General features: G+C 36.9%; 14 protein-coding genes. 1 reads left to right on the top strand and 13 read right to left on the bottom strand.

All coding sequences use genetic code 11. The features are described from left to right. Positions 1-181 precede the first annotated feature (181 nt). Positions 182-2,134 carry a methionine--tRNA ligase gene (metG, locus tag GHT08_RS19060; protein ID WP_163582989.1) on the bottom strand — a complete coding sequence of 651 codons (1,953 nt, stop codon included), beginning with the start codon at positions 2,132-2,134 and terminating at the stop codon, positions 182-184. Between the two features lie 292 nt (positions 2,135-2,426). Between metG and GHT08_RS19055 the strand changes: the two genes are divergently transcribed. Beyond that, positions 2,427-2,705, top strand: a complete 279-nt coding sequence (locus GHT08_RS19055; RefSeq protein ID WP_153836820.1) for an AbrB/MazE/SpoVT family DNA-binding domain-containing protein — start codon at positions 2,427-2,429, stop codon at positions 2,703-2,705. Positions 2,706-2,753: 48 nt separating this feature from the next. Here the strand turns inward: GHT08_RS19055 and rsmI are convergent, their stop codons facing one another. The 12 genes from rsmI to GHT08_RS18995 all read right to left on the bottom strand — a co-directional run bounded on the left by rsmI (position 2,754) and on the right by GHT08_RS18995 (position 12,131). After that, entirely contained in the window at positions 2,754-3,620 is an 867-nt protein-coding gene (gene rsmI, locus GHT08_RS19050) for a 16S rRNA (cytidine(1402)-2'-O)-methyltransferase (RefSeq protein ID WP_163582988.1), read from the bottom strand. Continuing rightward, complete coding sequence (locus tag GHT08_RS19045; RefSeq protein WP_163582987.1) at positions 3,592-3,897, bottom strand: GIY-YIG nuclease family protein; 306 nt, start codon at positions 3,895-3,897, stop codon at positions 3,592-3,594. The genes rsmI and GHT08_RS19045 overlap by 29 nt, the downstream gene beginning before the upstream one ends. After that, positions 3,881-4,627 carry a tRNA1(Val) (adenine(37)-N6)-methyltransferase gene (locus GHT08_RS19040; protein ID WP_163582986.1) on the bottom strand — a complete coding sequence of 249 codons (747 nt, stop codon included), beginning with the start codon at positions 4,625-4,627 and terminating at the stop codon, positions 3,881-3,883. The genes GHT08_RS19045 and GHT08_RS19040 overlap by 17 nt, the downstream gene beginning before the upstream one ends. Positions 4,628-5,328: 701 nt before the next feature. Continuing rightward, a complete protein-coding gene (gene yabA, locus GHT08_RS19035) occupies positions 5,329-5,670 on the bottom strand; it encodes a DNA replication initiation control protein YabA (protein WP_163582985.1) in 342 nt (113 codons plus the stop codon). Positions 5,671-5,683: 13 nt separating this feature from the next. After that, positions 5,684-6,511 (bottom strand): PSP1 domain-containing protein, encoded by an 828-nt coding sequence (locus GHT08_RS19030; RefSeq protein WP_163582984.1) that lies wholly within the window; start codon positions 6,509-6,511, stop codon positions 5,684-5,686. A 6-nt stretch (positions 6,512-6,517) separates the two neighbouring features. After that, complete coding sequence (gene holB, locus GHT08_RS19025; RefSeq protein WP_163582983.1) at positions 6,518-7,507, bottom strand: DNA polymerase III subunit delta'; 990 nt, start codon at positions 7,505-7,507, stop codon at positions 6,518-6,520. Positions 7,508-7,993: 486 nt separating this feature from the next. Continuing rightward, positions 7,994-8,434, bottom strand: coding sequence for a YaaR family protein (locus GHT08_RS19020; RefSeq protein WP_018934306.1), 441 nt, complete (start codon positions 8,432-8,434; stop codon positions 7,994-7,996). A 19-nt stretch (positions 8,435-8,453) separates the two neighbouring features. Beyond that, positions 8,454-8,783, bottom strand: coding sequence for a cyclic-di-AMP receptor (locus tag GHT08_RS19015; protein ID WP_018934307.1), 330 nt, complete (start codon positions 8,781-8,783; stop codon positions 8,454-8,456). Positions 8,784-8,921: 138 nt separating this feature from the next. After that, the gene (tmk, locus tag GHT08_RS19010; RefSeq protein WP_163582982.1) at positions 8,922-9,548 is read right to left on the bottom strand and encodes a dTMP kinase; all 627 of its coding nucleotides are present in this window, start codon (positions 9,546-9,548) and stop codon (positions 8,922-8,924) included. Further along, the gene (locus GHT08_RS19005) at positions 9,545-10,981 is read right to left on the bottom strand and encodes an aminotransferase class I/II-fold pyridoxal phosphate-dependent enzyme (protein ID WP_163582981.1); all 1,437 of its coding nucleotides are present in this window, start codon (positions 10,979-10,981) and stop codon (positions 9,545-9,547) included. Before GHT08_RS19005 ends, tmk begins: the two co-directional genes overlap by 4 nt. An 87-nt stretch (positions 10,982-11,068) precedes the next feature. Further along, positions 11,069-11,254: a sigma factor G inhibitor Gin gene (locus GHT08_RS19000; protein WP_163582980.1), complete on the bottom strand. Its 186-nt coding sequence runs from the start codon at positions 11,252-11,254 to the stop codon at positions 11,069-11,071. 106 nt (positions 11,255-11,360) lie between these two features. Further along, positions 11,361-12,131, bottom strand: a complete 771-nt coding sequence (locus GHT08_RS18995; protein WP_163582979.1) for a class I SAM-dependent methyltransferase — start codon at positions 12,129-12,131, stop codon at positions 11,361-11,363. Positions 12,132-12,301: the final 170 nt, after the last annotated feature.

Below are 12,301 nucleotides of genomic sequence, written 5' to 3'. Positions count from 1 at the left end.
CCCTGGATATAGTCGCTTATCCTCGGAAGAAAAGATCTTTTCCCTGGAAGAGAAGCCTTTTTCCTCGGAACAGAGGGGAGATCTCTTTTCCATATCCACGTTACTTCGCAGTCTATTTTTTTGCGCATAAATAAAAAGTACACACACGTTTCAAATGGAATGTGTGTATACTTTTTAATATTTATTTTACTACGGATCCATTTGGTAAGTCTGATTCTACTGTGGCCAAAGATAGAGATCCATCTTTGTCTTCTCCGGATAGAATCATACCTTCTGACAACTCGCCGCGCAGTTTAACTGGTTTTAAATTGGTTACACAGATCACCTTTTTCCCTTTTAAAGATTCAGGAGTATAGTATTGTGCAATACCTGATATTACCTGACGTTTTTCGCTACCAAGATCTAATTGGATACGTAATAATTTATCGGCATTTTTCATTTTCTCAGCGTGCGTCACTTCTGCTACACGTAAATCTAGCTTCATAAAATCATCATACGTTATTTCATTTTTTTCTTCGGATTTCGCTTCTTTCTTCTCCGGCTCAGGTTTGGTCATCATACCCTTAATTATTTGTACTTCTTTTTCAACATCTAAACGCGGGAAGATCGGATCTTTCTTAACCACTTTCGTTCCTGCTTCAATTACTCCGAAGTCTAACAAACTCTCCCAAGTATGAAGTGCTTCGTTGTCACTCACACCAATTTGTTCGAAAATTCGATTCGGTGTTTGTGTCAAGAATGGGCGTAATAAAATCGCAATTCGGCGTAAACTGTCGACTAAATGTGCCATGACATTACCTAAACGATCTTTTTTGTTTTCATCTTTCGCTAACACCCAAGGCTCTGTTTCATCAATATATTTGTTTGTTCGACTTACATACTTCCAAATCTGTGTTAATGCAACAGAGAAACCCATCTCATCTAGCGCTTCTTCTACATTAGCTACTGTTTCTCTCCCTAATGTTTCTAATTGTTCATCAAAGGACTCTTCTGAAGCGCGGAATGCTGGAATTTCACCATCAAAGTATTTATTAATCATCGCTACTGTACGATTTAATAAGTTACCTAAGTCATTGGCAAGGTCGTAATTTGTACGGTCTACGAACCCTTCAGGAGTGAAAACACCGTCTGAGCCGAATGGCACTTCACGTAACAGGTAATAGCGTAATGCATCTAATCCATAACGCTCCGTTAGATCAGTCGGGTTCACAACATTCCCTTTTGATTTCGACATTTTTCCGTCCTTCATTAAAATCCAACCGTGTGCAAAAACTTTTTTCGGTAATGGTAAATCAAGTGCCATTAACATAATTGGCCAATAAATCGTATGGAAACGAACAATTTCTTTACTCATTAAATGAACATCTGCTGGCCAGTATTTTTGATATAAACTGTCATCTTCTGTACCATAACCCAATGCAGTGATGTAATTGCTTAATGCATCAATCCATACATAGATGACGTGTTTAGGATCTCCAGGGACTTTAATACCCCAATCAAATGTTGTGCGAGATACCGCTAAATCTTCCAGTCCTGGTTTAATAAAGTTATTAATCATTTCATTTTTACGGCTTTCCGGCTGAATGAACTCTGGGTTTTCATCATAAAAAGCAAGCAGACGATCGACATACTTACTCATTTTGAAAAAGTACGATTCTTCTTTCACATGTTCAACCGGACCACCACAATCAGGGCAATGACCATTTTCTAGTTGTCTTTCAGTGAAAAAGGATTCACAAGATGTACAATAGCTTCCTTCATATTCATCTAAATATATATCGCCTTGTTCTAATAATTTTGCGAAGATTTTTTCGACAACTTTTTTATGACGCTCTTCTGTCGTACGAATGAAATCACTATATGATATATCTAGCTTTTCCCATAAATCTTTAATACCGCTAACGATTTCATCTACATATGCTTGTGGGGTAACGCCTGCTTCGTCCGCTTTTTTTTGGATTTTTTGCCCATGTTCATCTGTTCCTGTTAAATAACGAACATCATATCCTCGGAGTCGCTTGTATCGTGCCATCGCATCTCCTGCAACCGTACTATAGGCATGGCCAATATGTAAATTTCCACTAGGATAGTAGATCGGTGTTGTTATATAAAAAGTTTTCTTTTGCTCTGTCATGCTATAACCTCCTCAATACACTTTTATCTATATATAAACAGTCTGTATTCATTGTAGCGATTTTTCGAACAATTTTCCATTATAAATACATTGTCACCATTTATTTTATGTTTAAAACATCTAAAATTGTCGAAAAATCACTACAAACTATTCATTTGTAATTCTTCAATTTTTTTATAAAAGCTTGAAAAAAATGAGAAAATTAGGTTTGACAATAATGGCAACTAATGGTATTATAACGCTATAGATGTCGAATATTGCCGAATTTATTTATCAAAGGGGAGAATAAATAATGAAATCAACTGGTATTGTGAGAAAGGTAGACGAGCTTGGTCGTGTTGTAATTCCGATCGAACTACGTCGAACATTAGGAATTGAAGAGAAAGATGCTCTTGAAATTTATGTCGATGATGAGCGTATCATATTACAAAAATATAAGCCAAATATGACTTGTCATATTACTGGTGATATCTCTGACGACAACTTTACATTAGCAGATGGAAAACTAGTACTTAGCCCTGAAGGTGCTCAGACACTAGTTGACGAAATCCAAAAGAAATTAAACAAATAAAGATACATAAAAACCCTGTTTCATGATTGAAACGGGGTTTTTATTTGTTTACTCTATATGGTAAGCATTGTATACTTCTCTTTTGGGAATATTGCGCTCTTTTGCTACTGCTTTAATGGCTTCTTTACTTGAATATCCTTCTAATTCCATCTCTTTTTCGACATGCTCTTTTACGGTAAGATCTGTCCACCATTTCGATTGTGAATTATCCTTAGTTCCTTCTACAACAATACAGCACTCGCCTTTTATCGAGTTATCTGCTATCCACTCTTCTATTTCTGGTAATCTCCCTCTTATATATTCTTCGTATCTCTTGGTTAACTCCCTTGCTATTGCTACTTGTCTGTCACCAAGTGATTCGCTTAACAACTTGATTGTCTCCTTAATGCGGTGTGGTGATTCATACAAGATAAACGTTGTATCCATTGATTGCAGTAATTGTAGTGCCTGATCACGATCTTTTTTCTTTCGTGGCAAAAAGCCATAAAAATAAAAATGATCAGTTGGTAATCCTGAACCAACTAAGGCTGATAATGCGGCGTTTGCCCCAGGTAATACCACAACGGGAAGATCTGCTTGAATGGCAGCTTGTACCACTTCAAATCCTGGATCTGAAATTCCTGGCATACCTGCATCACTTACTAGAGCTAAATTTTCTCCGTTACTTAGCATCTCAAGAATTTGATCCTGTCTTGCCATTTTGTTATGTTCATGGTAGCTGATCATCTTTTGCTTCAGTTCAAAATGATGTAACAGTTTCCCAGTATTTCTCGTATCTTCAGCTAAGACAGCATCAGCCTCTTCCAATATACGTAATGCTCTAATCGTAATATCTTCTAAATTGCCGATTGGTGTCGGCACTACGTATAATGTGCCTTTTTCTGTATCAGTCTGGTAGCTCTTCTGTATCTGCATATACGCCATACCTTTCCGTTTGGTTTTCTTTAATCCATAATTCCTTCTGTCTTCTAGTAAGCTTTTTTATTTTTGCTTCTAACTGCATAGCTTCTGATTTTGTCTTACATTGTTGTTGGTACTGCAATTGAAACGGGGCTCTACCTCTTGTATATTTAGCACCCTTACCTTGTTCATGCATTTTCAATCTTCGTTCGATATCAGTTGTATAGCCTGTATATAATGTTTCATCTTTACATTTAAGAATATAGACAAAATGATTATTTTTTTCTCCCATATAGTATACCTTCTACCTCTTTTGTATAATTTCCCTCTCCATCGAAAGCATATAATGGCGACAAAAGCTTGAGATCTGGATTTCCATCTCTAATTCCTTCTATTAATAATATGTTTGCTTCTTTTCCTTCTTTCGGGTACACGAAACGAACACGCTTTGGTTCTATTTTATATTGCCTGAATAAAGTAATAATATCGACAAAACGTGACGGACGATGGACCATGGCTACTTTCCCACCTGATTTAACGAGCTTACTACACGATTGTACCACATCTTCTAACGTACAATAGATTTCGTGTCTTGCGATTGTTAGATAGTCATTATGATTTTGATGATTTTTATTCTCAGTCTGGAAATAAGGAGGATTAACAGTTACTAAATCAAATTTGTTATTTTTGAAGTGATCCGGCATATCCTTTAAATCACCATGGATCATATCAATTTGATGGTCCAATTTGTTCAGCTCAATACTGCGGCATGCCATGTCATATAGCCGTGCTTGAATTTCGACGCCTGTTATGGGGACGTTAGATTGCCTTGATAATAACAAAGGGATAACGGCATTGCCTGAACAAAGGTCCAGTATTTTTCCTCTTGTTTTTGGTGTTGTAGCGAAGTCTGCCAGTAGCACCGCATCGATGGAAAAGGCGAACTTAGTCGGGCTTTGAATGATTTGCAAGGTTTGATCTGCTAACAGATCATCAATACGTTCGTCTTCTTTAAGTTGCATTTGTTTATCTCCTTCAATAAAGTGCATAGTTGATATATACAGCGAAGTAATGAAAGTTTTGTTTGTTCTAAGTAGTGCAGTAATTAGATGTGCGGTAATCTAAGACATAATTTTAAAATATATCGTGATGATAACTACCACTCCGGCTGCCCACTTCCCTTTCCGTGGGGTTTGCCCTTCAGCTAACTTTTTCGAGCAAAGACCGCTCGTAAAAGTGGATCTTCAGGTCAAACAGGTCCCACAGGAGTGGAAGTGGGCGGCCTTCGTTAAGATATGCTCCACAACACTTATCCGAAATCAACCAATCGATTTCTCCACCATATGTAGCATAGGGTTCGACTATGCTAAAAGGGCATTCCCAGCCGATTAGCACTGTAACAAAACAGAAAAGTTTAGTTCCATGAGTTCATTACTTTCTATAATCAGAGAACAAAAATAGCGTAGGCAGAATACGGAGACTCCTGTGGGAACTCACGCGAGCCGAAGATCCACTTGGTAAAGTGCTTTTCTTTACCAAGTTAGCTGCGACCGTGCCCACGGAAAGCGCAGTATTCTGCCGAAGCGGTTTGTCAACATTCTCCAAGGAAGAATGGAAGAGAGCATATCCATACTCACGTTACTGCGCAGTTTTTTGTTCATATTTTTTCTGCTTTATTTCTAAAACAAAGGCTGACACTTGAGTATGCCAGCCTTTGTTTGGTTTATTTGGTTTTGTTTAGGAATAGTAGACAGAAGAGGCAGTCGCCTTCTTGTCTTGGACTTCCAAAATGTACGTTACAAATATGAAAGCCCTCTTCATAAAGTCTGGCTAAATTATCGTATCCTTCACCAATTGCTGCTTCATCATCAGCTTGTTCATTTTGCTCGGAACTTTCCGGCTCATTGTCCAACCGTTGTCTGAGGTGATGATTTTCCATCTCTAGCCGGTGATTTTCTTCCAGCATTTCGCCTAACTGCTGTTTCAAATCTCCTAATTGCTGATATAATTGACCAATTTGTTCTTCCATGTCAGAAACTTGTTCAAATAATTCCTTTTTCTTCACATACTCCACCCCATTATTCTGTGGCCTGGGTATTAATAACTCCTTCATCTATAAGTTCATCTAATGTGTATTCAATCATACGTTCCTTTTCTGGAATTTCGATTTGAATAAGGCGTTCCAGGATGTTGAGTCCGACTACCTTTCCATGGCCATAAGCTGTCGTTATTTCTTCACCTAGATCCGGTAATTCTTTTTTAGCCGTTTCATAATCATCATTCTCATATTTCAAACAACACATTAAGCGTCCACAAAGACCAGAAATTTTCGACGGATTTAAGGAAAGGTTTTGATCTTTCGCCATTTTAATCGATACGGGTTCAAAATCACCTAAAAATGTGGAGCAACAAAGCATACGACCACACGGTCCAATTCCGCCTAACAGCTTTGCCTCATCTCTAACCCCAATCTGACGTAATTCAATACGTGTTTTGAATACAGAAGCAAGATCTTTTACTAAATTACGAAAATCAACTCTGCCATCCGCTGTGAAGTAGAAAATGACTTTATTGCGATCAAATGTATATTCTACATCGACTAAATTCATTTCCAATTCATGTTCTTTTATTTTTCCCTGACATGTTTGATAAGCCTCTTCAGCAATCTCCTTATTCTCCACGACAATCAATTTATCTTTGTCATTGGCAATACGATTTACTTTCTTGAGGGGAAGAACAACATCTTCTTCATCGACCTGCTTATTCGCAACAACAACCTTACCAAACTCTACTCCTCTGACAGTCTCCACAATGACATAATCCTCTGTATCGACCTTTAAGTCATCTGGATCAAAATAATATATTTTACCCGCTTTTTTAAAGCGGACACCTATAACTTCTATCACAAATATTCACCTCTGTAGTTGAAGTGTTAATTGCTCCAATACTAACTGTGGGTGCACATTTTGCTCTAATTTACGTTTTGCCTCCATAATATATTGTAAGTTATCAGTCGCATGGTTTATCGACCAATACATCGCTGCTGCTTCTAACTTATTATGGTGATTAGCAAACACAATCCTAGAAGATTCATCTAAATGATAATGAACAATATCTCTAAACCATAATAATAATAAATCGAGACCTTCTTGTAACTGTGTACGTTCTTTAAAATGTGGCATCCACTGCGTATGCACAAATATTGGCACTTCGTCTTTATTATGTTGAAGCATTTCAACTAATTGTACCACTAATTTTCGTGACTGTGCAAACCAAGTATCCTTACTCTTTTCGATTGCTTCTGATAAATTATTTGTTACATGAGTCATTAGACGGGCATTTGATTCTGTTAAACCTTCTCTTTGTAAACTTTGCTCTAATTGCTTAGGATTGAGTGGTTTAAATGCGATCATCTGGCATCTAGAACGAATTGTAGACAGCATTGCATGACTATTCTCTGTTAATAAAATTGCAGTTGTTTGCTGGCTAGGCTCTTCTAAAAACTTTAGCAACCGGTTAGATGCATTATCGGTCATTTTTTCCGCCTGTAAAATAATATATACTTTTTTATTGGATTCCAGTCCAGTATACGTAAATTCCTTTTGCAAATGTAAGATTTGTTCTTTCTTTATGCTTGCTCCATCAGGGATGATAATATGTAAGTCAGGATGATTGCCACTTTTAATCCGGCGACAGTCACTACACTGATGACACGGGTCGACAGTTGTCCGTTCTTTACAAAAGATACTCATTGCGAGAAGGAGTGCAAGCTCATACTTTCCCGTACCTTTATCACCGTGGAATAGATAGGCATGAGATATTCTTGATTTTTTAATACTGTTCATTACCATCTTACTGACAACAGATTGTTTTTCTAGCATGTCCGCCCATACCGTGTCCATATTATTGCCTACTTTCCTTTTTTTGATTAAGAAAAACTGAGCAAAATCCGCTCAGTCCTTATCCATACATACTAAGTGGATCTGAGATTGTTTTAGTGGCCATTGTGAAAAGTATCAATCACATAACCGCCACTCTGGCTGCCCACTTCCCTTTCCGGGGGGATTGCCCTTCAGCTAACTTTTTCGACTCAAAACCGCTCGAAAAAGTGGATCTTCAGGTCAAACAATTCCCACAGGAGTGAAAGTGGGCGACCTTCGCTTTAATCATGCTCTACAACGCTAGCATAAAAGAACGCAATTATTTTTACTCATAAATAACTACTTTTCAAAATTTGCAACTCTATCTGTATAACTATTCTTGCTTCTTAAAATATACGTTTTCCTATCATACTTACTTATAAAAGTTGTGATACCAATTATGCTTTCTTTCCCTTTTTTAAAGAAGAGGATGGATTAGTTTTCTCCGCTAATCTATCCTCTGTATGCTTACGTATATAGGTTAATAAGGAGACCTTTTATTTCTCCAATTAAGTCCAAGATTTGAATAGAGTTTTTTTCTTGATCCATAACAGATTCAGTTAATTCCACTAGCTTTTCATCTACTTCTTCTACAATGGTTAATCTACGGTTATCTCCATCTAACATAAAACTGTGGGATTGTTTCAACTCCATCCCATAATCCACTGCTTCTTTGACAAACCGCTTGACCATTCTTTTATATGCAGCGAGATCTTTAAAGGAACGAAACCGAGCAATTTTCTGTCCTTGAGCAGTCAATTCACTCATTAATTTTTGTAGCTCGGCTTGTTTTAATTGCGTGGATTGCTGTCTTACCATCGTATCAAACCTTTGTGATGGTGGCCTTGATTGTTGATCCTTTTTGTTCAATGCTTCGAGTTGTGTACGCATTTCTTGACTAATTTTCATAACTGGTGAAACCTACCTTTTAATATTGATGAAAAGAATCGACAGGTACGACAAATACTGTTGCTCCGCCAACTTCTACATTGACTGGACGTGGAATATAAGAATCCGCATTTCCGCCCATCGGAGAAACAGGTGAAACCAATTGCTCTCGTTGACTGCAATTATCACGGATAATATCTAGCGCATCATCAACATGCTCATCCTCACAACCAATCATCAGTGTCGTATTGCCTTCCTTTAAGAAACCACCAGTAGAGGATAATTTCGTCGTTTTAAACTGCTTTTCTCCAAGTGCATCAATCAAACGATTACTATCCTTATCTTGCACAACCGCCATAATTAATTTCACAATTGCCACCTCCTTATTTTTTATTTCACCTTAGTATAAAATAAGACTTCCATCAGAGGGAAGTTGCTTCATCCCGCTGTTGGCATAATTATCAAGGTACTAACACCTCTTATTTTTCTGTAATGCTTCTAAAGACGTTTACCGTGATAAATATGCTTTTACCTTTTTATATGATTGTTCTTCTACTTCTATTATATCAAAGTTTGCATCAATTCTCTCGATACGATCAGGAAATTTTGTAAGTAACTGTTGATATGCTTCATAAACCTGTTGATGAAAAGATAATGATTCTAAATCTAACCTATTTTGTTCCCTTTCCATATTTTTATTAATTCGTTTTAATCCTTCTTCAGGATGTATATCAAAAAACAGAGTAAGGTCTGGCATCAGGTTTGCAATTGCAAACTGATTTATTTGAAAAACTTCCTCCACACCAAGACCACGTGCTGCACCTTGATAAGCAAGACTGCTATCTACAAATCGGTCACAAAGTACAATTTTACCCTCTTTCAATGCAGGTTCTACTATCTCGACTAAATGTTGCCTTCGTGCAGCAGCATATAATAGTGCCTCTGTTCGTGCATCCATCATCGTATTTTTTGTATCTAAAATGATGTCACGAATTCTTTCAGCAATCGGGATACCACCCGGCTCCCTAGTTTGGATTACTTGATGTCCGTCTTCTGTTAAGCGTTGTGCCAGTCGGTTAATGATAGTTGTTTTTCCAGCACCTTCGCCACCTTCAAATGTTATAAACACGTTCATTCTCCTTCTGTTACATCATAAATATATAAACCATTTCTTCGATTTTTTGGTTGAAAACTTATTTTTTGGTCCAATAAATCCTGTATCTTCTTTACTGTTGTTTCGCTAATTTCCTCACCTTTCGCAAGTAAGGGAATTCCAGGTGGATATGGAATAATTGCCTCTGCAGCAATTTTACCAGCTGCCTCTTTCCAATTGCACCACTTTTGCTCTTGATGTCGCATATCTGCATATGATAATGCTAGTGGTTTAATATCTTCGTTAAAGTAATGGTTTTTATCTTCTATTGTAGCACGCTTAGAGGAAAAAATTAATCTATCAGTAATTCTCCTTATTTTATCTATTAAAATGTCAGGTTCAATTGTCGGCTCTAACCCCAAAATAAATAGGATATGTTTGTCTGTTATGAATTCTGGGTAAAGCTTTTCTTCCTCGAATAGTTGTTTGATATCTTGACTATTTACTCCTTCTTTAACACGCAAACATACTTTTAATGGATCATCGCTCTGTTCCAAGATCCAGTCATCACTATCATTAAAACAAGTACGAATTTTTTCTATATAAGCAAATAAATCTTCACTTTGTTCTATCGTAAAAGTAGCTAAATAATACCTTGCTAAGTCCAAACTTGCCATAATCGGATACGATGGACTACTTGATTGCAACATTTGCAAATAATAGCTTATCCTCTCTCGCTCTAATCGACTACTTTGCACATGAAGATATGCTGCCATCGTTAAAGCCGGTGTCATCTTATGTGCGGACTGAACAACAACATCTGCCCCCAGTTCGACAGCGGATGGTACGGGTAAGGATGGTAAAGAAAAATGACAGCCATGTGCTTCATCCACTAGAACGGTTATGTTACAAGAATGAGCTAGATCAATAATCTCTTGTATTGGATATATGTCTCCAAAATAATCCGGATAGGTAAGGATTAGTGCTTTTGCCTCTTGGTATTCAGCTATCGCCTTTTTTACAGTTGCTATAGAAGGTGCTGTATACCTCTGATTGATTTTGTTATATGCTGGAGGCAGGAAAATTGGTTGAACTCCTGCTAATTCCATCCCATGCAAAATCGATTTATGGCAATTCCGCTGCACGAGGACTTGATCACCTGAATCACATGTTGCTAATATCATAGCTAAGTTTCCTACAGTACTACCATTCACTAAGAAATATGTATAGTTAGATTGAAACCAATCAGCAGCTAATTGTTGCGCCTCTTGAATCACACCCTCTGGTGCATGTAAATCATCTAACCCATCTAATTCAGTTAAATCCATTTGCAAAAACGATTGGAAATGTTTCTTTGCCTTCGTGACAAATATTTCTCCATTTTTATGACCTGGAACGTGGAGTGATACATTTTGGTTATCCTTAAAGTCTGTTATTGCTTGATAGAGTGGGATTTGATTTTGCTTGCTATCCATTCTATTGCCTCTCTTTTATAGATAATTTGTATTGATAGCTTATGGGAATTCAGAAAAAAATAAATGGAATCACTAGTAGTGACTCCATTATATAGTATAAGAAGATTGATTGATAGCACGTAATTTTTCTACATAAAATTGATAATTTTCGTCTTTAGGACTCGTGGAAATGATTTTTTCCTCACATTCCTGACAAATATAAAGTTGATATAAAAAAATTCCGTCTTCCTTTGTTTGATTACATATACCACAAATATGAATATTCTTCCCCATATGCCACACCTCCATTAAGTAGTATGGCCAATCTAGCAAATAATATACAAAGAATAATAGATTTTTTCACTTCGACAATTTTATTGTTTTTTCACGTGAAACATTTTTATTTCTTGTATCCAATCACTTGAATTCGACAGTAATCTGCATTCCATTGTTGATCTTTGTACAATGTTGGTTTTAATACCTGTTCAACACGCTTTACTAATTGTTCCTTTTCCGCATCATTTAAATGGGCTAACATGCCTGCTGCAAACATAAAAATCCAATTCTTCAATCCATCTTCCCCATCTAACGGAGTTGGTCTAGTGAAATATCTTGCATAACTAACTGTAAGCCCAACCTCCTCCATTAGCGAAGTGTACTCTCCTATACTCGGAAAATACCATGGCTCCTCTAATTGATCATATGTTGGAAATAATTGATGATAGGACTCTTGAATCGCCTGTCTTATATATAACACATTATCTTTACCACCAAACTCAACTACTAATCTTCCACCTGAATGCAAGCTTTGATATAACCTTTCCAATGCCTGCTTTGGTTTCGTCACCCAGTGCAATGTAGCATTAGAAAAAACAGCATCAAATTCATTATGAAATTCCATATCATATACATCCATATCATATACATCCATTGCTTGAAAATGAAGGTTTGAGTACTTATTTTGAGCTTCTTGTATCATATTAGCTGAGCGATCTACTCCGGTAATATTAGCCCCCATTTTGTCTATTTCATTTGCAAGATCACCAGTACCACATCCTACATCCAATATCCGCTCTCCTTCCTTGGGAGAAAGTAAACACAACACACCTTCGCCCAAGTTCGATACAAAGCTATGCCTTTCATCATACAAATTAGAAGACCAGAAATCCATAAAACCCCTCCATACCTTTTCACCTATTATATACTAAATTTTGGGATAAGATATTAAATTTATAGAAATCATTTTCAAATTTTTTCATCTACAACGCTAGCATGAATTAACACAGCTGCTTTTATACTTTCTTTCCATAACAAAAAACTCCCTAGTCCCTATGACTAAGA

The organism is Gracilibacillus saliphilus, from assembly GCF_010994085.1.
Classification (GTDB): domain Bacteria; phylum Bacillota; class Bacilli; order Bacillales; family Amphibacillaceae; genus Gracilibacillus; species Gracilibacillus lacisalsi.
This window is presented reverse-complemented; position numbering and strand designations above follow the sequence as displayed.

Coding starts and splice junctions, on each gene's coding strand:
- holB (WP_163582983.1), bottom strand. CDS start 7,507: ATGGACACGGTATGGGCGGACATGCTAGAAAAACAATCTGTTGTCAGT.
- GHT08_RS19020 (WP_018934306.1), bottom strand. CDS start 8,434: ATGAAAATTAGTCAAGAAATGCGTACACAACTCGAAGCATTGAACAAA.
- GHT08_RS19040 (WP_163582986.1), bottom strand. CDS start 4,627: ATGCAACTTAAAGAAGACGAACGTATTGATGATCTGTTAGCAGATCAA.
- tmk (WP_163582982.1), bottom strand. CDS start 9,548: ATGAACGTGTTTATAACATTTGAAGGTGGCGAAGGTGCTGGAAAAACA.
- metG (WP_163582989.1), bottom strand. CDS start 2,134: ATGACAGAGCAAAAGAAAACTTTTTATATAACAACACCGATCTACTAT.
- GHT08_RS19005 (WP_163582981.1), bottom strand. CDS start 10,981: ATGGATAGCAAGCAAAATCAAATCCCACTCTATCAAGCAATAACAGAC.
- GHT08_RS19055 (WP_153836820.1), top strand. CDS start 2,427: ATGAAATCAACTGGTATTGTGAGAAAGGTAGACGAGCTTGGTCGTGTT.
- rsmI (WP_163582988.1), bottom strand. CDS start 3,620: ATGCAGATACAGAAGAGCTACCAGACTGATACAGAAAAAGGCACATTA.
- GHT08_RS18995 (WP_163582979.1), bottom strand. CDS start 12,131: ATGGATTTCTGGTCTTCTAATTTGTATGATGAAAGGCATAGCTTTGTA.
- GHT08_RS19045 (WP_163582987.1), bottom strand. CDS start 3,897: ATGGGAGAAAAAAATAATCATTTTGTCTATATTCTTAAATGTAAAGAT.
- GHT08_RS19000 (WP_163582980.1), bottom strand. CDS start 11,254: ATGGGGAAGAATATTCATATTTGTGGTATATGTAATCAAACAAAGGAA.